This is a genomic window from Sinorhizobium sp. 22678 (assembly GCF_052044265.1).
Taxonomy (GTDB): Bacteria; Pseudomonadota; Alphaproteobacteria; order Rhizobiales; family Rhizobiaceae; genus Sinorhizobium; species Sinorhizobium meliloti_A.
In genome coordinates, this window is record NZ_JBQEMS010000019.1 from 16,137 (window position 1) to 35,867 (window position 19,731).

General features: G+C 62.2%; 19 protein-coding genes and 1 pseudogene. 13 read left to right on the plus strand and 7 right to left on the minus strand.

Annotated elements, in window-relative coordinates; genetic code table 11:
- The first annotated feature begins 34 nt into the window (after positions 1–34).
- Complete coding sequence (locus ACTJKL_RS23730; RefSeq protein WP_440853962.1) at positions 35–871, plus strand: alpha/beta fold hydrolase; 837 nt, start codon at positions 35–37, stop codon at positions 869–871.
- 816 nt (positions 872–1,687) lie between these two features.
- Entirely contained in the window at positions 1,688–2,086 is a 399-nt protein-coding gene (locus ACTJKL_RS23735; protein WP_411934285.1) for a response regulator, read from the plus strand.
- 76 nt (positions 2,087–2,162) lie between these two features.
- Here the strand turns inward: ACTJKL_RS23735 and ACTJKL_RS23740 are convergent, their stop codons facing one another.
- The 3 genes and pseudogenes from ACTJKL_RS23740 to ACTJKL_RS23750 form a co-directional block, all read right to left on the minus strand.
- Entirely contained in the window at positions 2,163–2,336 is a 174-nt protein-coding gene (locus ACTJKL_RS23740; protein WP_440853963.1) for a hypothetical protein, read from the minus strand.
- Positions 2,337–2,478: 142 nt separating this feature from the next.
- Entirely contained in the window at positions 2,479–3,054 is a 576-nt protein-coding gene (locus ACTJKL_RS23745) for a LabA-like NYN domain-containing protein (RefSeq protein ID WP_411934283.1), read from the minus strand.
- A gap of 371 nt (positions 3,055–3,425) precedes the next feature.
- Positions 3,426–3,583, minus strand: a pseudogene (locus tag ACTJKL_RS23750) (sorbosone dehydrogenase family protein); the annotation flags it as partial.
- A 186-nt stretch (positions 3,584–3,769) separates the two neighbouring features.
- Here ACTJKL_RS23750 and ACTJKL_RS23755 point away from each other — a divergent pair.
- From ACTJKL_RS23755 to ACTJKL_RS23765, 3 genes are all read left to right on the plus strand, one after another.
- Positions 3,770–3,916 (plus strand): hypothetical protein, encoded by a 147-nt coding sequence (locus ACTJKL_RS23755; RefSeq protein WP_164823052.1) that lies wholly within the window; start codon positions 3,770–3,772, stop codon positions 3,914–3,916.
- A gap of 80 nt (positions 3,917–3,996) precedes the next feature.
- A complete protein-coding gene (locus ACTJKL_RS23760; protein ID WP_411934282.1) occupies positions 3,997–4,623 on the plus strand; it encodes a cytochrome c oxidase assembly protein in 627 nt (208 codons plus the stop codon).
- Positions 4,620–5,135, plus strand: a complete 516-nt coding sequence (locus ACTJKL_RS23765; RefSeq protein ID WP_411934281.1) for a CopD family protein — start codon at positions 4,620–4,622, stop codon at positions 5,133–5,135. Before ACTJKL_RS23760 ends, ACTJKL_RS23765 begins: the two co-directional genes overlap by 4 nt.
- On the opposite strand, the gene ACTJKL_RS23770 is transcribed toward ACTJKL_RS23765, so the two are convergent.
- Entirely contained in the window at positions 5,102–5,620 is a 519-nt protein-coding gene (locus tag ACTJKL_RS23770) for a DUF2231 domain-containing protein (protein ID WP_411934280.1), read from the minus strand. The two genes, ACTJKL_RS23765 and ACTJKL_RS23770, sit on opposite strands and share 34 nt — an antisense overlap.
- A 78-nt stretch (positions 5,621–5,698) precedes the next feature.
- On the opposite strand from ACTJKL_RS23770, the gene ACTJKL_RS23775 reads away from it, so the two are divergent.
- The 3 genes from ACTJKL_RS23775 to ACTJKL_RS23785 are packed head-to-tail and all read left to right on the plus strand — an operon-like array spanning position 5,699 to position 9,113.
- Complete coding sequence (locus ACTJKL_RS23775; protein ID WP_411934279.1) at positions 5,699–6,316, plus strand: cytochrome c oxidase subunit II; 618 nt, start codon at positions 5,699–5,701, stop codon at positions 6,314–6,316.
- Positions 6,313–8,796: a cytochrome c oxidase subunit I gene (gene ctaD / locus ACTJKL_RS23780; RefSeq protein WP_440853964.1), complete on the plus strand. Its 2,484-nt coding sequence runs from the start codon at positions 6,313–6,315 to the stop codon at positions 8,794–8,796. The genes ACTJKL_RS23775 and ctaD overlap by 4 nt, the downstream gene beginning before the upstream one ends.
- Positions 8,793–9,113 (plus strand): hypothetical protein, encoded by a 321-nt coding sequence (locus tag ACTJKL_RS23785; RefSeq protein WP_027993029.1) that lies wholly within the window; start codon positions 8,793–8,795, stop codon positions 9,111–9,113. The genes ctaD and ACTJKL_RS23785 overlap by 4 nt, the downstream gene beginning before the upstream one ends.
- Before the next feature lie 16 nt (positions 9,114–9,129).
- Here ACTJKL_RS23785 and ACTJKL_RS23790 read toward each other — a convergent pair whose 3' ends face one another.
- Positions 9,130–9,651, minus strand: a complete 522-nt coding sequence (locus ACTJKL_RS23790; protein ID WP_440853965.1) for a class I SAM-dependent methyltransferase — start codon at positions 9,649–9,651, stop codon at positions 9,130–9,132.
- 367 nt (positions 9,652–10,018) lie between these two features.
- Between ACTJKL_RS23790 and ACTJKL_RS23795 the strand changes: the two genes are divergently transcribed.
- Entirely contained in the window at positions 10,019–12,280 is a 2,262-nt protein-coding gene (locus tag ACTJKL_RS23795; protein ID WP_440853966.1) for a PBP1A family penicillin-binding protein, read from the plus strand.
- Positions 12,281–12,964: 684 nt separating this feature from the next.
- On the opposite strand, the gene ACTJKL_RS23800 is transcribed toward ACTJKL_RS23795, so the two are convergent.
- Together ACTJKL_RS23800 and ACTJKL_RS23805 are read right to left on the minus strand one after the other, a co-directional pair.
- Positions 12,965–13,270 (minus strand): hypothetical protein, encoded by a 306-nt coding sequence (locus ACTJKL_RS23800; RefSeq protein ID WP_102763017.1) that lies wholly within the window; start codon positions 13,268–13,270, stop codon positions 12,965–12,967.
- A gap of 281 nt (positions 13,271–13,551) precedes the next feature.
- Complete coding sequence (locus tag ACTJKL_RS23805) at positions 13,552–14,319, minus strand: IclR family transcriptional regulator (protein WP_440853967.1); 768 nt, start codon at positions 14,317–14,319, stop codon at positions 13,552–13,554.
- Positions 14,320–14,506: 187 nt separating this feature from the next.
- Here ACTJKL_RS23805 and ACTJKL_RS23810 point away from each other — a divergent pair, with 187 nt between their 5' ends.
- From ACTJKL_RS23810 to ACTJKL_RS23825, 4 genes are all read left to right on the plus strand, one after another.
- A complete protein-coding gene (locus tag ACTJKL_RS23810) occupies positions 14,507–16,084 on the plus strand; it encodes an ABC transporter substrate-binding protein (RefSeq protein ID WP_440853968.1) in 1,578 nt (525 codons plus the stop codon).
- Positions 16,085–16,144: 60 nt separating this feature from the next.
- Positions 16,145–16,999 (plus strand): alpha/beta hydrolase family protein, encoded by an 855-nt coding sequence (locus tag ACTJKL_RS23815; protein ID WP_440853969.1) that lies wholly within the window; start codon positions 16,145–16,147, stop codon positions 16,997–16,999.
- Positions 16,996–18,606, plus strand: coding sequence for a gamma-glutamyltransferase (gene ggt, locus ACTJKL_RS23820; protein WP_440853970.1), 1,611 nt, complete (start codon positions 16,996–16,998; stop codon positions 18,604–18,606). The genes ACTJKL_RS23815 and ggt overlap by 4 nt, the downstream gene beginning before the upstream one ends.
- A gap of 147 nt (positions 18,607–18,753) precedes the next feature.
- Positions 18,754–19,728 carry an ABC transporter permease gene (locus ACTJKL_RS23825; RefSeq protein ID WP_440853971.1) on the plus strand — a complete coding sequence of 325 codons (975 nt, stop codon included), beginning with the start codon at positions 18,754–18,756 and terminating at the stop codon, positions 19,726–19,728.
- The last annotated feature ends 3 nt before the right edge of the window (positions 19,729–19,731 follow it).

A 19,731-nucleotide genomic window follows, 5' to 3' on the forward strand; every position in this document is an offset into this window, starting at 1 on the left:
CATCCCCCGAAGCCAATTCAAAAGGAAACAAGCAATGAGCACTGTAATCACCAACGACGGCGTCGAAATCTTCTACAAGGACTGGGGGCGCAAGGACGCACAGCCCATCGTCTTCCACCACGGCTGGCCGCTGTCATCCGACGACTGGGATGCCCAGATGCTGTTCTTCCTTTCCAAAGGCTATCGCGTCGTCGCTCACGACCGTCGTGGTCACGGCCGTTCCGCCCAGGTCGCTGATGGTCATGATATGGACCACTACGCCGCCGACGCTTTTGCTGTCGCCGAACATCTCGACCTGAAGAACGCGGTTCATATTGGTCACTCAACGGGCGGCGGCGAAGTCGCTCGTTACGTTGCTAAGTACGGCCAGAGGGCCGGCCGCGTAGCCAAGGCCGTTCTCGTTTCCGCAGTCCCGCCGCTGATGCTCAAAACCGAAGCCAACCCGGAAGGCCTGCCAATGGAAGTCTTTGACGGTTTCCGCTCTGCGCTTGCCGCTAACCGCGCACAGTTCTTCCGCGACGTTCCTGCCGGTCCATTTTACGGCTTCAACCGCGAAGGCGCCCAGGTTCAGGAAGGCGTGATCCAGAACTGGTGGCGTCAGGGCATGATGGGTGGCGTAAAGGCGCATCATGACGGCATCAAGGCCTTCTCGGAAACCGACCAGACCGAAGACCTGAAGGCGATCACGGTTCCGACGCTCGTTCTGCACGGTGAAGACGACCAGATCGTCCCTATCGCAGACTCTGCGCTGAAGTCTGCCAAGCTTCTGAAGAGCAGCACGCTCAAGACGTATCCCGGCTTCTCGCACGGCATGCTCACGGTCAATGCCGACGTGCTGAACGCCGATCTTTTAGGCTTCGTCCAGAGCTGATCCACTACAGACGACGGTTGCGGCTCTCTTGCATCCGTTGTCTGAGGGATCAACCACAATTTAAGCTGAGGTGACCATGACATCGCCACGTGAAGGCACGGCAAGCCTGATTGCCGCGGTACTCGAACCGATGGCGGTGCGGCTCGAGTTCCTCGGCGAGGTGACCGACGCAGAGCGGCCGCGAGCTTTTAAGAACTCGCGCCTGTCTTGCTCGGCGATAACATGTTTTTTCAGTGGCTCATGGACCCTCATGTCCATGGCTGCGTACTCCAATATTAACGCAGTTCAAAGCACCTGAGAATATCGCTTTCTCGTCGGAGAACGGGTGTCCCCCCTGGTCTATCGCGCCATCAGAGGCGTAGTAGGTGCGTAAACCGCGCTACTTCGGCTACTCTCGTTCTCCACGAGCGCGTGCCCGACGATCAGATAAAGGCCAATCATCAACATCGATAGAAGCATGATGCTCAGGGGCAGGCCGGTGGATGCTCTCTGCTCCGGCAGCGCAAAATCGTCTCTGTCGCCCATCACCAACTCCTTTTCGACATCACCTCGCAAGGGATTGTCGTAAGGCGAGCGAACCCTCAGCGCGACGACGCGAGGTAGCAGCGCTGAGGAACTCACTCACACGAGCGGCTGACGAGGGGGCCGCTCGGGGGGCAACTCCAATTTACGTCGATGGTTTCCGTCTGCTACCTGCTTAGGACCTTTGCGCCTACGAGGCTCAGACTAAAGTCCTAGCGCGCCTAATTCAAAAGAACGAGGAACCGCAGGATACCGTTCGGCGTTCGATATCATTCAGCTGCGCAAGGGGGGATAATGGAAGCGGTTACGATACTACTCGCCGACGACGAAGCGATGTTGCTCTTGGATTTCGAAAGTGTGCTCACCGACGCCGGATTTCTCGTCACAGCGGTATCGAGTGGATTCAAAGCCATCGAGATATTGAGGGCTGGGACCTCAGTCGTCGATGGCATAGTTACTGACATACGCTTTTGCCAACCTCCTGACGGCTGGCAAGTCGCGCGTGTTGCTCGCGAGATCGATCCGGACATGCCGATCGTCTACATCAGCGGGCACGCTGCTCTTGAATGGGCGTCAAATGGAGTTCCGGGCAGCATCATGCTCGAAAAGCCATTTACGTCAGCGCAACTGCTAACGGCCGTGTCCCAGTTGCTCAACGCCAGACCACCCCGTGCTGTTCAAACTGACCTCTGATGAGCAACCGACAATCAGCACGAAGTTATCCGCCGCTTGGCGCAACGAACTATGCCACGTTCCTAGGCTGCCGCTTTTAGCCGGTCCCCCTTTGATAAAGCTCTACCAGCCTGGCTGCCAAATCGGCCGCCTGGGGGCAATCATAGGTCATTCTTCTGGCTTTGATCTCCTCGTCGAACAGGCTCTGCAACAATTCAATATCGCTCGGCGTCAGAACCCTAGGATCGATTGCATGAAACTGAGAGGTCATTAGCCGGTCTCCTTTCTCGGGGAAGGAATGCGGAACTCGGCGAGGCACCCGGGTAATTCCGGCAGCGCGGCAAGCATTGTAGGCGGAAGAATGGCGATTGCGAGTCGCGAAAATTCACGGCGAACTCGTGATATTCCGGCGCCTAAGCGCGGGTGGTGACGCCGGCTTCATCGGATAGCGGTGCGGCCGCATGCGGGTGGCGGGCAAGCTCAATGCGCAAAGTGCTCAGATCGATGAAGTGATCGGCCTGCCGACGCAAGTCATCAGAGATCATCGGCGGCTGCGTGGACATGGTCGAGACGACAGACACCTTACGACCTTTTCGTTGCAAGGCTTCGACTAGCGTCGTGAAGTCCCCGTCCCCCGAAAAGATCACCAGGTGGTCGGCAGTTTGGGCCTGTTCGATCGCATCGATGGCAAGTTCGATGTCCATGCTCCCCTTGATCTTGCGTCGACCTTGGGAGTCGGTGAATTCCTTTGCCGGCTTGGTGACGACCGTGTAGCCATTATAGTCAAGCCAATCAATCAAGGGCCGGATCGAGGAGAATTCCAGATCTTCGATCATCGCCGTGTAATAATAGGCACGCAACACGTAACCGCGTTTGCGAAAAGCTTCGAGCAATTTGCGATAATCGATATCGAAGCCCAAGCCCTTGGATGCAGCAAAGAGATTGGCGCCGTCGATGAAAAGTGCGATTTTCTCGCGGGTATCGAACATGGCGATTTCCTTTGTTTGCATTTGTTCAATTTGTGGCCGCCTCGGTTGCGCCGAAGCGGAAACGCGCTGACCGCCAGACGAGCAGCAACACCTGAATGCCATATTGATAGTAGTGCTCGTTGGCTCGGCGACAATCTGCAGGTGCGTACTGCGGATCGAAATTCGTGAACTGATAGTTGATTGTCTCGGTGTTCAATCGATTGGGCCATCGGCGATGTGCGCGCGAACAGCCGACATGTATCGCGAATTGCAACACGGCGTGGACGCATCGACTGTCGCGACGACACGGCGGCCATAGGGCACGCTGGGCTGTGAGCCGATCGTGCAGCTCTTCGACGAGTGGGCGAATATGTTGCTGTCTCGGTGCGAGCCGGGACAAGGTTGGTCCCGATCTCGTCCCGCTCGTTCACCACGGCCCAGAGCTGGCCCGTTCCCGGCTGGATGGCGAGCGCGGTCGATTGCGAAGACCGGTCGCATGAGGCTTGTGTGCTCCCGTCTGCAAATCGATCTGCCACACCATTGCCCGATCGACAGGGCAAGGTGCATCATCCCACCAGCGCTGACGATGCCGCAAGGCGGTGGTGCAAAGCAGCATCAGCGTCACAAGCATTCCGGCTTCTTGCAACCACCGGCTCAGGCCGGGTGGAACTTCCAGCCTCCAAGCTTGTTTTCTGAGTCACGCCCCGTTGACACAGTCGCTGCCTAGGGAGGGTATATGAGGAAGCCAGAAGAAGCTGGTCAGCGCCCCGAGATGCCCGGCAGCACCAGTCTGATTCTCATCGGCGATCGTTGCGAACTGTCCAAAACCGCCGCCTGCAAGGGCGCGTCCGTTCGCTCCCATGCCGACGAGGCAGGTGTGTGATGGAGGCCCTGCAAGGAACCTTCTGCGGCCCCGCGCCCGCGCCGGCGGACATCTGGCTGCGCTGGAATCTCGACCCGTCGTTGCTTCTCGCGCTGGGTCTCCTGGCCCTTGCGGTGGGGAGGAGCAGAGCGGGGGCACTCGCCGTGGCGGTGCTGGCAACAGCCTTCGTTTCGCCGCTCTGCGCGCTCTCGGCGGCGCTGTTCTCGGCGCGGGTGGTTCATCATGTCCTGATGGTGGCGGTGGCCGCTCCACTCCTAGCGCTCGCCTGGCCCGGACGCAGGCCGGGGTCCCCGTCCGTGTCGTTTCTCGTCTCTACGGCGGTGCTCTGGGCCTGGCATTGGCCCCCGGCGTACGACTTGGCGCTGTCGAACAAAGCCGCCTACTGGGCAATGCAAGTTACGCTCCTCGGTTCGGCCTTCGCCTTTTGGCGGGCGGTCCTCCACCGCGGGCAGGCGGCGGGCACGGGCCTCCTCTGGGTGCTGGGGGGCTACCTGCAGATGGCCCTCCTCGGGGCACTGCTCACCTTCGCGCCCGAGGCTCTCTACGCGATCCATGCGGTCGCGCCGCTGGACTGGAACTTCACGCCGCTCGGCGACCAGCAACTGGGCGGGCTTATCATGTGGGTTCCGGCAGGCCTGCCCTTTGCCGTCTGGGGAGGTCTTGTCGCGCGCCGGGGATGGCAGGCGGTGACGAAAGGGCTCGCATGATCCCTTGGCTCGAGGGCGCGATTCCCTATCTGAAGGCACTCCATATCGCCGCCTTGGTGATCTGGTGCGCAGGGCTGTTCGCGCTGCCTTTGATGCTGGCCCGTCACGACCCGGCGATCGGGCAGGCGGACTACAGCAAGATCAGGCTGGCGACCCATTATGCCTACACGGCCGTGGTCACCCCCGCCGCCCTGCTCGCCATCGCCGCGGGAACTCTCCTGATTTTCCTGCGCGACGTTTTCGTCGTCTGGATGTTCGCGAAGCTTGTCTTCGTGGCGATGCTTATGGGCTTTCATGCCTGGGTGGGCGGCACGATTGTCGCCGTCGCGGAGTCCGAGGGCAAGCACCAGACGTCCGAGCCGCTGGTGCCGATGCTGATCCTGCTGATCCCGGTCGTCGCGATCCTGGTCCTGGTGTTGTCCAAACCTCCGCTTGAGGCAATTCCGCTGCCGGCCTGGCTGACGACGCCGAGGGGCGGTCAGCTTCCGTTCGACGTGCCTCCCAAGTTGTAATCGAAGACGAGCTTGCCGCCATGCCACCCGGTCGCCCCTACCATGAGGACGCAGAAGCCCGACAGCAGGATGCCATAGGGCAAGACGGCCGTCTCGTAGCCGTGAAGCCGGAAGCCCCAGTTCGCACCCAGAAGCGACAGGAGCACCGTCGCCACGGCGGCGTGGGTCCAGGCGGAGGCCCTCGCACGGATGCCTGGGACCAACAAAAGCTCTGGCAAACCCGTGGCGGCTGCGCCGAGGCCGAAGAGGAAGGCCGTGCCGCCGGCCCATGCGCCGGCCCGCGCCCAGAACATGTCGCCGGTCCACCAGTAGAGCGCGTCCGTTCCGAAGTTGCAGAAGGTCAGCGCAATAGGGAAGGCCACCGCCATGGCATGGATCGGATGGCCCGCGACCGCGATCTTCGACGCGGTCTCTTCGAAGCCGGGAGTTTGGGCGATCGGATCGATCGGCGTCTCGTCGTTCGTCTGCCTCTGGGCCTCGGTCATCGGTGCTGTCTCCTGCGGGGTGTGGTCGGGACCTTAACGCTCGTCGGCCTGACTGGTTGCGAGCAGAGGCTATCGACTGTGCATCCGGCGGGCCCGGCTGCGGCGGCGATCGCTACGCTGTGGTGGGTCATGCTGATCGGGGCGACCGCAATCTTCGTGCTCGTCATGGCGCTTCTCATACTGGGGCTACGCCGCCGCGGATCCCCGGACACACCCGAGGCGGAATCCCGCCGCGAACGGGTCTTTATCCACGGACTTGGCCTCGGCTTCTCGCTCACCATTCTCGCCGCACTCACCGTCTATGGGCTCGTGATCGGCGAGCGGCTGCTGCCGAGGCCCGAGCCCGGCCTCGTGACCGTCCGCGCCGAGGGGGCGCAATGGATGTGGCGCTTCTCCTATCCCGACGTGCCCGGCCGCGTGACGGAGGGCGTCCTCCACATTCCCGCCGGCCGCCCCGTGGACGTGCAGATCACGACGACCGACGTGATCCATAGCTTCTGGGCGCCGCGTCTTGCGGGCAAGCTCGACGCAATTCCCGGCCATGTGAACGTCTTGCGGATCGAGGCCGATACCCCCGGCGACTATGCCGGCGTCAGTGCCGAATTCAGCGGCCCTGGGTACACCGCGCACCGCTTCACCGTGCGGGCGCATGACGAGGCCGCCTGGGACACCTTCCTCCGCGGAGAGACTGAATGAATGCCCTGCGCCGCCACCGCGAACTCGAGCGGATCTGGGCGTCCCGTCCGGGCTGGCGCGGCAAGCTCACGACCGTGAACAACAACGATATCGGGCTGATGTTCCTGGGCCTTGCGGTGACGTTCTTCGTCATCGCGGGCATCCTCGCGATGATGATCCGGGCACAACTCGCCACCCCGGGCTCGGTCTTCATGGGACCTGAGATCTACAACCAGGTCTTCACGATGCACGGGACCATCATGATGTTCCTGTTCGCAATCCCGCTCTTCGAGGGGCTGACAATCTATCTCCTGCCCAAGATGCTCGGCACGCGTGACCTGGCGTTTCCCCGGCTCAGCGCCTTCGGCTTCTGGTGCTACGCCTTCGGCGGCTCTCTCCTGATCTTCTCTCTCATCGCAGGGATAGCGCCGAAGAGCGGCTGGTTTATGTATCCGCCGCTCTCCTCGACCCTCGGGTCGCCGGGCATTAATCCCGACTTCTGGCTCCTCGGCATAACCTTCGTGGAGATCTCCGCCATCTCGGCGGCTGTCGAGATCATCGTAACAGTTCTCCTCTACCGTGCGCCGGGCATGTCGCTCGACAAGTTGCCGATCTTCGCCTGGTACATGCTGGTGGTGGCGGTGATGATCCTGACCGGGTTTCCGCCGCTGATCCTGGGCTCGATCTTGCTCGAGCTCGAGCGCGCCTTCGGGATGCCCTTTTTCCAGGTCGAAGCTGGGGGGGACAGCTTGCTTTGGCAGCACCTCTTCTGGCTCTTTGGCCACCCAGAGGTCTACATCATCTTCCTGCCGGCCGCGGGGGTGGTCTCCACGGTCCTGCCGGTGATGGCGCGCACGACGCTCCTAGGCTACGGCTGGGTGGTGGCGGCGGCGGCATCGCTCGGCGTGCTGAGCTTCGGGCTCTGGGTGCACCACATGTATGCGACCGGCATCCCCCATATGGGGCTGGCCTTCTTTTCGGCGGCTTCGACGCTGGTGGCGGTGCCCACGGGGGTGCAGATCTTCGCCTGGATCGGGACGATCTGGAAAGGCCGGCCCGAGATGCACCTGCCTATGCTCTGGATTCTCGCTTTCTTCGCGACCTTCGTCATGGGTGGGCTCACCGGCGTCATGGTGGCGATGGTGCCGTTCGACTGGCAGTCGCACGACACCTACTTCGTCGTGGCGCATTTCCACTATGTGCTGGTCGGCGGCTTCGTGTTTCCCATGCTCGCAGGGCTCTATTACTGGCTGCCGCATTTCACAGGGCGCAAGCGCTATTTTAAGCTGGGCGAGACGGCGTTCTGGCTCATCGTCCTGGGCTTCCACGGAACCTTCCTGCTCCTGCACTGGGCCGGACTTCTCGGAATGCGGCGGCGAATCGATCATGTCGACGCCGGGCAGGGGTGGGAACTCATCAACCTCCTCGCGTCAATCGGAAGCTTCGTCATGGCGATCGGCTTTGCGCTCGTGCTGATCGACGTGGGGGTCAACGTGGCCGTCGCAGCTCGTGGGCGGCGCAATCCCTGGCGGGCCGGAACGCTGGAATGGGCCATGCCCGCGCCGTCGCCCTCCTACAACCTCGCCTCGATTCCCGAGGTTCGCAGTCGCTATCCCCTCCATGATGACCCCGATCTGCCCCTGCGGATCGCGCGTGGCGAGGGATACCTCGGCACTCCCCCGAGCAGCGGTCTTCGTGAGATCCTAACGGTGGAAATTACCAGCGGACGGCCGAACTACCTCGTAATCTTCCCGTCCAACTCGGCGCTGCCCATCATCATGGCCCTGGTCACGGGAGGTTTCTTCGTCGGGATGCTCCTCAAGGCCTACTGGCTCTTACCGCTCTCGGGGCTGGGCGTAACGGCGCTTGCGGTCTGGTGGGCCTGGAGCCTGGGGAGCCTCGAGGACCAGGTCCCGCAGAATGTCGGAAAGGGGGTTGCCTTACCGCCCGCCTCCGAGGTCGACGACCCGCCCGGCTGGTGGGGATCGCTGTTCCTGCTCCTCGCCAACGGGGTGTTTTTTGGCTCGCTTCTCTTCGGCTATGCCTTCCTCTGGACCGTGGCCCCGAACTGGCCACCGCCGGCGTATCTCGAGCCTGGCCGTCTGGGCCCGGCACTGGCGCTGGGCGGCGCGGTCTTGGCCCTGGCTGGCATCCGCATGGCCATCCGCGCGCTCCGCCGCAGTGCAGGGCCCTGGCTTGGCCTTTTCCCGTGCTTCGCAGGCACAGCCGCACTCGGGGCCGCCGCGGTCACGGTGCTAACGGGAATGCGACACAACGCCCACGCTTACGACGCCACGCTCTGGGTCGTAGCCGGCTACGTCCTGTTCCACGCGGCCGTCGCGGGGCTCATGACGGCGTTTCTCGGGCTGCGGGCGGCCGCCGGCTACCTCTCGGCTCGGCGCGTCGGCGAGGCGCGGGTCGTGCAGCTCTGGTCAGACTACGCGGCCGTCACGGCGCTGCTCGGTCTCGGGGCTGCCTGGTTGCCGGGAGCATTAGTGTGATAGATATCCTCCGCATCTCGGTCCCGCTCACGGCCTGGCTCGCCGCCTTCAGCGCCCTCTATGGACTGCAGGGTCTCGTCTGCTCGGAACGTTGGACGGAAGCGGGTCTCGACCTCGCCATGGGCCGAGCAGCCATGACGGCGGTCTGGGCCGTTGCGGTAACGCTTCAGCTGGCTTTCCTGCTCGCCTTGCGCTCGCCTCACTTCGTCGCGCGCTCGGCCTTCGTGCGGGCTCTGAGCCTGATGCTGGCCACCGCTGCCCTGGTAGCCACGCTCTGGACCCTCTTGCCGGTCGTCACGACCTCGGCCTGCCTGTGATGCTCGCTCCGCTCACTTAGATCTCACACCAGAAGCTGCCAGTCCGCTTGCGTGAAGGGGTTTCGGGCGCCGGGAGGCCTACGAAACCCTTCACGGTTGCTGTCGGGCAGCTGTTGGTCGTAATCCAATGAGAAGCGGACATCGCAGTGGATACCCGTCGCGCCCTGGCGTTCCGCCGGTTCCTCTCGCACCTTCGAGGCACTGAAATCAATGTGCGCGCCGGCGATACTCTCTGGGGGTGGAATCGGAGTTTAGGGATTCCGGCAGCAAGCTCCCGCGCTTTGGCCAGAATCACTGGCGACGGGTCCAACCCGACTATTTCACCGACATTCGGGCAATGGGCCAGTTCCCGGGAGATGGCACCTGATCCGCACCCAATCTCCAACACCCGCGCCGCCTCCGGAAAGTCGACGGAGGCAAAGAATTTCTCCCGTATCGTTCGCGAGCGAGAATCGGCAGCACGCAGCTCCATCGCCTTGATGAGGACGCCCAGTAGGCTTGGGTCTACCGTTGTAGTTTGAGAGTAGGGATCGGGCATCGTCAGCAGCTCCGAAGTGAGAGACGGTTGCCGCTCGTCACGATAACAGCCGCGGCTCCCGTGGAAGCGGCTTCCCGCTCTTCGATCGATTGAACAGACTTGTGCTCGCCGCGGCCGGTCGCCTCCCGAGATACTCGAACGCGCCCGCGTGATTTCCGACGCTGCCGTCGCCGGGGAATGTCGTGCGAATGGGATCGATGGTAGTATGAAAAGCCCAGGCTAGCAGTAAAGATTGGATTAGCGTAAATCGCGTTCGGCGTGTCGACATGATGCAGCACCACTATGCTTCGGACACGTTTCTGGCAACCGTTCGCCGGGCAATGCGTTTTGCGCGAACGCACGGGCGAGATTTTGATCGAGAGCACGGATGGCGCAAAGCGATGCCGCGTCGAAGATTGGCTCGGAGAGCCGTCAGGCAGAAAAAGCTGAGCCGAGCCGAGATCGCCCGGGTCGCGCGGACGGCGCCGCATTCGTAAAAACTCGAAGGGCACTTGCCGGCGTGGGCCGAGCGCTGGTGAGGCTTGGCCGGGCGCTGCGCGCAGAAGTGCCCGTTGCAGCACGTCAGGCCTGGGAAAAACTGCGCACGGCAGCGCTTGGCGGGTTGGAGCGGCTGAGACGGGCCTCGAGCGGCAAGGCCGCGTTCTCCGCTTTGGTGGAGGGCTTGCCAATCCACTGGTCGTTTCCGCGCCGACGCGCAAGGGCCGCAGACCACCAGGTCGAACGAAGTGGCCCGAGCGACAGGCGCTCGATCCTGCAGCGGAGTGCAGCGGCGACGGCCTTGGCTGGCTCCGTGCTGCTGGCCCTCGTCTTTGCCTGGGCCCTGCGCGATGTTCCCTGGGACGAAATCGCCGAGGGCTCGCTGAAGCCAGTTGTCCTGCTAGAAACGGCCGCCGGTAAGCCTCTCTTGAACCAGGGGCCGTTTCAGGGTTCCTATGCGGCACGGACGGACTTTCCGCCGCATCTTATTGAGGCTGTGCTCGCCCGAGAGGATCGCCGCTTCTACGAGCACCTCGGCATAGATTTGAAGGGCATTGCCCGTGCGACCTACAGGAATTTCGTAGCGGGTGAAGTCGTCCAGGGAGGTAGCACGATCACGCAGCAACTGATCAAGATCCTCTACCTCGAGCGCGAGCGCACCTGGAAGCGGAAGATACAGGAAGCGGTGATCGCCTTCTGGCTGGAGCGGAAGCTCGGCAAGGACGAGATCCTCACCCGCTATCTGAACAACATCTATCTCGGAGCGGGCGCCACGGGCGTGCCGGCCGCCGCCCGGATCTATTTCGACAAGGACGTCAAGGAGCTCGACATCGGTGAGTCGGCGATGCTCGCTGGCATTATCCGCGCCCCCTCGCAACTCAATCCGTTGACCAATCCGGAAAGCGCGCGCCAGCAGGCGGAGGTGGTCATCGATGCGATGCTCTCGGGCGAGAAGATCACCCCGGAACAGGCCAAGGTCGCGAAAGCGGACTTCGTCAAACTCCAGCCGACCCAACCGGCGACGAGGTCGGGAAGCTGGTTCGCCGATTGGATCATACAGGATGCGCGCGAGTTGGCTGGCCCGTATCGCGGGACGATCAAGGTCAGGACGACCATGGTGCCGCGGCTGCAGGCCATTGCCGAAAAGGTTGTCTCCGACGCGCTGAAGCGAGAAGGCGGCACGGCTGGCGCTTCGCAGGCCGCCCTGGTGGCGATGACCCCGGAGGGCGCCGTCGTCGCGATGGTCGGTGGTCGCGACTATTCGAAGAGCACGTTCAACCGCGCCGTCTCGGCCATGCGCCAGCCCGGCTCCGCGTTCAAACTCTTCGTCTACTACGCCGCCCTGAAGCGGGGCCTGACGCCGTTCGATCCGATAGAGGATGCACCGATCGAGATCAACGGCTGGACGCCGGAAAACTTCGGCGGCGGCTATAGCGGCATGGTCAGCATAGCGGAAGCCTTCGCGCGCTCGCTGAACACGGCCACCGTTGCGCTGGCAATGGAGGTCGGTATCAAGGAGGTTATCGCCGCGGCGCGCGAACTCGGTGTCGATACCAGTCTTGCCGAGACACCAAGCCTTGCGCTCGGCTCGTCGGAGGTGAACCTGCTCGATCTGACCGGAGCGTATGCCTCGGTCCGGGCGGGCCGGGCACCAATTGAACCCTGGGGCATCGAGTCACTGCATGCCGAGGGCCAGCCGCGGGCCTTCCGCGTCGGCCCCTCCAAGCAGGCGACAACCGATATCAGCCGGTACCAGCGGGACCTCGTGGCGTTGCTGCGGCTCGTCGTCGAACGCGGAACCGGCCGTGAAGCCGATATCGGCAAGCTTGCCGCGGGCAAGACCGGCACCAGCCAGAACCACCGCGATGCGTGGTTCGTCGGCTTCACCGAAGCGCTGGTCGTCGGCGTCTGGGTAGGCAACGACGATGAGACGCCGATGAAAGAGGTGACCGGCGGCAAGCTGCCGGCGCAGATATGGCGGAACTTCATGACCGCTGCGGTCGCCGAAGGCACTCCGCGGGGCGACGTGCAAGCGCCAGGCTCTGCCCCCGCCTGCAACTTCAGGGCCTGCGCGCGGGCCTATCGGTCCTTCCGGCCGGATGACTGTACGTTTCAGCCGTACTACGGGCCCAGGCGTTTATGTGAGAAGTAGGGTTAATGCGGAATTTGCGAGAAAGAAGCAGGGCAGGCGGAAAGATGCGAAAAGTACTTGCAACGAGGGAGTTCGAAACCATGTAGACGGCCCCCATAGCTTCGACGGCCCAAAGCAGCGCGTACTGCTCCGACTCGAATCCTGACATCCCGTCGAACCTGTCCTGGAATCTCTTTCTGCAGCTGCGGCCATCACGATTGCTGTAATTCTAACAACGAATGCTGCAACCCAACCACAGGGCAAAGCTGGCGCGTATTCTGACCGTCGTACATCGAGGGTCCCGTATCCATTCTTTCCTTTTTGTCGGTGCGAGGCTAAGAAAGGATCTTTTTCGGGAGGGCCATCCACTCGGCAAAGACGATTGGCTGCTGCTGGATCTCTATGGGACGACCCACGACGCACGTCTCTTCCCTCGGCCGGCAGTCTTCAATCCCAAGCGGGAATGGGACTTCCGCTTCATTCCACAAGGAGGAGGTCGACCCGAAAACCAGCAGCCATGACTTCCGGACGGGGCATGATGCCGACTTCTGATCGTCTAGGAAACGACGTCAGGTCACTAGCTGCCCACGGCACGTTTGCGCCATGAGCGGACAAGAGGCCCACCCTTGTTTTCCCTAAGGTGGATAGCTCAACCGGATTTCGCCACCCCTGCGTATAGTCTCCGCAACATGGCAGCGCTAATCCTTAAATCCCTGATCCGTCGAGCTCTCTCTCGTCTTCGCCCTCCCAGGGTGAGGGCATCGAGGTGCGATCGAGATTGGCCGAGGGCATCGGCATCCAACACTTCAATTCCGGCTCGGCGTATTCGATGATGCGGCCGGGCGAGGAATCAGAGGCGCGCCAGCCATCTGCACCGAACTGATCGCCATTCGACCAATATACGAGGTCAACTTCTGCCGCCCCCTGCTCGGACGGGCGGATCGTGACCAGAATCCGACTGCCGTCTTTCGGCGCGCTTGCCATGTGTCGCCAGGGGTTTGGTTCGGCCATTATTTTCTCCTCCTGCCTCGCTGCAGGTCGCAAGTGTCGCCTCGCCATCTAGAACGGTCAACTCACACTCTGCACAGCTCATGGTCTATCACTGTTCGGCCAGGCTGACTAACAATCTCCGAGATCCTCCTCGTCCGGTGCGCATAGGGGTAAGCAATCGTCGGCGGTCGGCCGGTGAACGTTATCGGTCACAACTCTCATCTGTGCACCGCCAGCGCTCGATCCCAAGGCACGGTCGCATCGCAAGGTAAGATCGTCACGGATTCTCGCCGTCGCAATTCTTACCAGCCGAGCCCCTCGGATATCTTCCTTGCGGCGTTCTTCAGTAGGGCAATGTAACGCGAAATGTCGCTGTCCTGTGTCCGAAACGCTGGAGCGGCGATGTTCACGGCAGCAATGACCGAGCCGTCGAAGGCGAGCACTGGGACGGATACCGACACAAGCTGATCACTGACCTCGCCGCGGCTGACGCAATGACCGGCCTCGCGAACGCGTTTCAGCTCCGCCTCCAGCCTGGCGCGGGTCGTGATGGTCCGGGCGGTGAAGCGTTCGAGCTTTTCGGGAATCATCTGTGCCTGGATCTGCGGCGGCAGGTAGGCGAGTAGAACCTTGTAAGAACCCGCATGAAGCGGTCGGCGCCTTCCGATCATGGCATGCACCCGAAGATCCCGGGTCGGCTCGAACTTGGCGATGCAGAGCGACTCGCCGTTGTCGATGATCCTTAGCTGGGTCGTTTCATTTACCTTCTGTCCAAGCTCTTCCAGGATCGGGTTTGCGATTCTGACCAGGTCGACCTGCGTTGATGCAGCGGTGCCGAGCACGATGGCGGTGTTTCCGAGGCGATAGGTCCCGCTCCGACTCTTCCTGATCAGCCCCCGTCGTTCCATTGTGCGTAACATTCGCAAGATTCTCGGCTTGGTTTCGCCAATGTTCCTGGCGACGTCGGCCAGCCGGCAGTCCGGATTCTTCGCGACGTTGAGCAGGACGTCGATGCAGACGTCAACTGATTGAACAGTCGAGCTTCTTTCTTGTTTTCCCCCATCGTTCATGACGAGTTTCCTTCGGAGGTGGTCGCCGGATTCCGGACCGTAGGTGAGCGTTACGAGGAGCGTAACACGCTCGTTTTCCGTTTGACAATGGGCATCCGGGAAACCTACGTTTTTTCCAAGAGAGGCTCAGAACCGCTCGTCAGGCTGGCATCAGACCGGCAGGAACCTCCAAATGGGATTTAGCAACATGACCGCAAACATATTGACGCGAGCAGCCGTCGCTCTGCTCGGCACGATCGCCATCCCTGCACTCGCCGTCGCGCAGGAGAAGACTCCCCTGACGATCGGCATGTCGACGACGCCCACCACCCTCGATCCGCATGAGGACAGCTCGGCGCCCAACAACGCGACGTCCCGGCATATCTGGGACAGTCTCGTCAACCTGACGGGCACGTCGGTTAACGCTCCGGAACTTGCCACCGAATGGAAGGCCCTCGATGACACGCACTGGGAATTCAAGCTGCGTGAGGGAGTGAAGTTTCATGACGGAAGTGAGTTCGACGCCGACGACGTCGTCGCCTCGCTGCTGCGGGCCCGGGACAAGCCGAGCCAAGGTTTTGCGTCTTACACCCGCAACATCGCGAATGTCAGCGTCAAGGACCCGCTGACCGTCATCGTCGAGACCAAGGTTCCCGATCCGCTGATCCTCAATTCGGTCAGCCGCATCCGCATCATCAGCGCCGACTGCAAGGACGCGCCGGTTCAGGATTTCGACAGCGGCAAGTGCGCGATCGGGACCGGGGCCTATTCCTTCGTCTCCTATACGCCGGGCGGCGACCTGACGATGAAGCGCAACGAGAACTATTTCGCCGGCGCGTCGCACTGGTCGAAGGTCACCCTGCGCTTCCTGCCCGACGACGGCGCCCGGCTGGCGTCGCTTCTGTCGAATGAGATCGACATTATCGAAGCCCTTCCGGCAGACGGCATGGCGCGTGTCGAGGCGAGCGAAAACCTCCAGGTCATCAACGGCCAGTCCTCGCGTCTCGTCTATCTCGGCATGGATGTGAGCCGCGATGCCTCGCCCTTCATCAAGGCGACGGACGGTTCGGACCTCGGCAAGAACCCGCTCAAGGACGTCCGCGTCCGCCGAGCCATGCTGATGTCGATCAATCGCCCTGCCATCGTTGACCGCGTCATGCAGAAGAACGGCACCGTTGCCGACCAGTTCGTCGCCGAAGGCTATGCCGGCCATAGCGACAAGGTCGAGAGCATTGCCTATGATCCGGCCGCCGCGAAGGCGCTCCTGGCAGAGGCGGGTTATCCGGACGGCTTCACCCTGACGCTGCACGGCCCCTCCGGCCGCTACGTCAAGGATGCCGAGGTGCTCCAGGCCGTCGGCCAGATGTTCACGCGCATCGGCATCCAGTCAAAGGTCGAGGTGATGCCCTGGGCCATGTATTCGGAGGCCTATGCGGAAGGCCAGTACAGCACTTATCTCGGCTCGTGGGGCGTTAACACCGGCGAGACGACCAATCCAACGGTCGCACTGGTCGCCACTCGCGACGAGGCGAAGGGAACCGGGCGCTACAATGGCGGCGGTGTGTCGGACCCGAAGATCGATGAGGTGCTCGCCCGCGCGAGCTCGACGCTTGACGAGGCGAAACGCGTTCCGCTGCTGCAGGAGCTGTCGAAACAGACCTTCGACAATCTCTGGATCCTTCCCATGCACTACGAAAACGTCGTGCTCGGCGCCCGAAAGACGATCGCCTACACGCCGCGTGGCGATAAGTACACGCTCGCCTATGAAGTGAAGCCCGCAAATTGACGGCGGACCCGGGGAGCCGTGTGAGGCGGCTCCCCCATTTTGACTTTCCAGGAGACAATCATGCACGAACTCGGAACGGGCGATGCCAATGCCCGGGCGAAGGCGATCTATGACTATGGCCAGACGGCGATTTTCGCGTCGCAGGTCGACCCGCGCCTTCATATGCTGCTCTACGTCCCGCCGACGGCCGCCGATGGCCGCAAACTCGACCTCCTGGTCGCCGTGCACGGCACTGGCCGCACCTCGGCCATCGATTTCCGGGACGGTTTCGCCGAATTCGGCCTCTACAACGATTGCGCCATCCTGTGTCCGATCTTCCCCGTCGGCGTGCTCGGCGACGGTGCTCGCTCCGGCTACAAGTTCATCGAGGAAGGCGAAATCCGCTATGACCGCGTCGTCCTCGCCATGGTCGAGGAAGTCGCTGCCAAATACGGACAGGACTGGTCGACCTTCGCCATGTTCGGCTTCTCCGGCGGCGGGCATTTCACCCACCGCTTCGCCATCCTTCATCCGGAAAAGCTCTGGGCCGCGTCGATCGGCGCTCCCGGCTCGGTTACGCTTCTCGATCCGACGCGTGACTGGTGGGTCGGCATTCGCGACCTGGAGGCCCGTTTCGGCCGGCCGTTCCAGCCGCAGGAACTTGCGAAAATTCCAGTGCAAATGGTCGTCGGCGACGCTGACCTGGAAACTTGGGAAATCACCCACCAGCCCGGCGGGCGGTATTACATGGAGGGCGCGAACGATGCCGGCGCGACGCGCCCCGAGCGTCTGGCGGCGCTTGCGAAATCGTTCCGCGATGCCGGCGTGAATGTAAGCTTCGAGCGCGTGCCGGGCGTCTCTCACGACCGGATCAAGGTGCTGGGCCACGTCAAGAGCTTCCTCGCAAAGGTATTGAAGGACCGTCGCGCAAGATGAGAAATGCAACCATTGTCGCGCCGCAGCCCGAGGCGGTCGAAGCGGGTGCTCATGTGCTCGAGCGCGGCGGGAACGCCATCGACGCCGCGCTCGCCTGCGCCTTCGTCCAGGGCGTTGTCGATCCGCAAATGGCAGGCATCGGCGGTTTCGGCTCCATGCATGTGCACATGCCGAAGAAGGGTGTGCACGAGATCCTCGAATTCTACGCCCGCGCCCCTTTGAAGGCGACGCCGGACATGTGGTCGGGCGCGATCAAGCATCAGAGCCGGGACGGCTTCGGTTACGTGCTGGAAGGCAATGTCTCTGACATCGGCTACCTTGCGGTCTGTACGCCCGGTTCCCTCAAGGGCTATGAGACGGCGCTCAGGGACTACGGCACGTTCGACTGGGCGGATCTCATCGCGCCGGCGATCCGCTATGCCCGCGACGGCTTCATGATCCGCAGCCACATGCACTGGTACTGGACCAAGGATCAGTCGAACGACGGCTTCGCCAACACGTTTGAAAAGCTGCGCTATTCCGCCACTGGCCGGCGCGTCTATTTCCATGAGGACGGAAATATCCGCAATGTCGGGGAAACGCTCGTGAACACGGACATGGCGCAGACGCTCGAACGCATCGCGCGCAGCGGCGGATCCGACATCTTCTACCATGGCGAGATCGCCGAGCAGATCGCTGAGGATTTCAAGATCAATGGCGGCCTGATCGACCGGCAGGATCTCGCGCGTTACGAGCTGTCGCGCGTGAAACCCGTCTGGGGCGAATATCGCGGACATCGGATCGCCACATCGCCTCCGCCGGGTTCCGGCTTCCCGATGCTCGAACTCCTGCACATCATGGAACAGTTCGACGTCGGCGCGATGCGTCACGGCAGCGCCGAGCACATTCGCGTTCTGTTCGAGGCCATGAAGCGGATGACGATCGACAAGGACGCCCATATGGGCGATCCCGCCTATGTCGAGGTGCCATACGAGAAGCTGTTGTCGCGCGATCATGCAGCCGCCCTGGCCGCATCGATCAAGGCCGGTGAAAGAGCCAATGTCTCGCGCCTCGACCGGTCGCAACGCGATACGACCCATATCTCGGTTATCGACAAGGACGGCAATGCCGTCGCCATGACCCACACGCTGGGCAGCCCGTCCGGCGCGATCACGGACGGCCTCGGCTTCATGTATAACGGCACCATGAGCCGCTTCAATCCGGTTCCGGGAAAGCCCGGTTCAATCGCTCCCGGAAAGCGCCGGCCGAGTTCCGCCGCGCCGACCATCGTCTTCAAGGACGAAGAACCCAGCATCGTGATCGGTGCGCCGGGTGGCAGCTATATCGCTCCGGCCGTCGCGCAATGCCTGATGAACATGATCGACTTCGGCATGCCGGTGCTCGAGGCGGTCGTCGCGCCCCGAATCGTTGGCGTGTCGAACACCATCGACATCTGCAACCGCATCCGCCATTCGGTCGAGGACGAACTGCGCGCGGAGGGGTATCAAGTGGCCCGCTCGCCCCAGACCTACGCCTTCGCGGCGGTCCACGCGATCAGGATCGAAAACGGCGTCTCCAAGGGAGCCGCCGATCCGCAACGCGACGGGATGGCGATCTCGGTCCCCTAGATCACGACGATTTTAGCTCGGCTCGACCTAAAATTATGAGGGTGATCGAATCTATTGGGTTAGAGCGGCGTGCGGGCGGAAAGCCGCTTTTGGCGAAACCGCTTCGGCATTGGACAATGCGGTAAAGAAAGGACCCTGGAGAAGGCAATGGTCACATCGATAATCAGGCGGTTGATCCAGGCGGTGTTCGTCGTCGTCGCGATGACGATGATCGTGTTCATCGGCGTGAACGTGATCGGCAATCCGGTGGATATCCTGATCAACCCCGATGCCAATCAGGCCGAGCGCGCCCGTGTGATTGCTCATTATGGCCTCGATCAGCCGCTCTGGCGGCAATATGTCCTGTTCCTGCAAGGTCTGCTGCACGGTGATTTCGGCGACAGCTTCGTCTATGGCCGCCCGGCCATGGGGCTCATCCTGGAACGGCTGCCGGCAACGCTCGAGCTGGCAATCTCGGCTTTGGCGATCGCGCTCGTCTTCGGCCTGCCACTCGGTCTTTACGCCGGTCTCTACCCGAACCGGGTCTCGTCGAAGCTGATCATGAGCGGCTCGATCCTCGGATTTTCACTGCCGACATTCTGGGTCGGCCTGATGCTGATCATGGTGTTCTCGGTCGAGCTGGGTTGGCTGCCGACCAACGGGCGCGGCCCGACGCTGGAGCTGTTCGGCGTGCAATGGTCGTTTCTGACCGGCGAGGGGATCAGGCATCTCCTCCTGCCCGCCTTCAACCTGGCTCTGTTCAAGACGTCCCTCATCCTGCGGCTGACGCGCGCCGGGGTGCAGGAGGTCCTGCCCCAGGATTATGTCAAGTTCGCCCGGGCGAAGGGTCTGCGCGAGCGCCGGGTGATCGCCGTACACGTGCTCAAGAACCTGATGATCCCCGTCGTGACGATCATCGGCCTCGAATTCGGCTCGCTCATCGCCTTTTCGGTGGTTACCGAAAGCATTTTCGCCTGGCCGGGCATGGGCAAGCTGATCATCGACTCGATCAACCTTCTCGATCGGCCTGTCATCGTCGCCTACCTGATGATGATGGTCCTCCTCTTCGTCGTCCTGAACTTCATCATCGACGTCTGTTACACCATCCTGGATCCGCGGGTCCGGCTGGATTCAAAGGCTTAGACG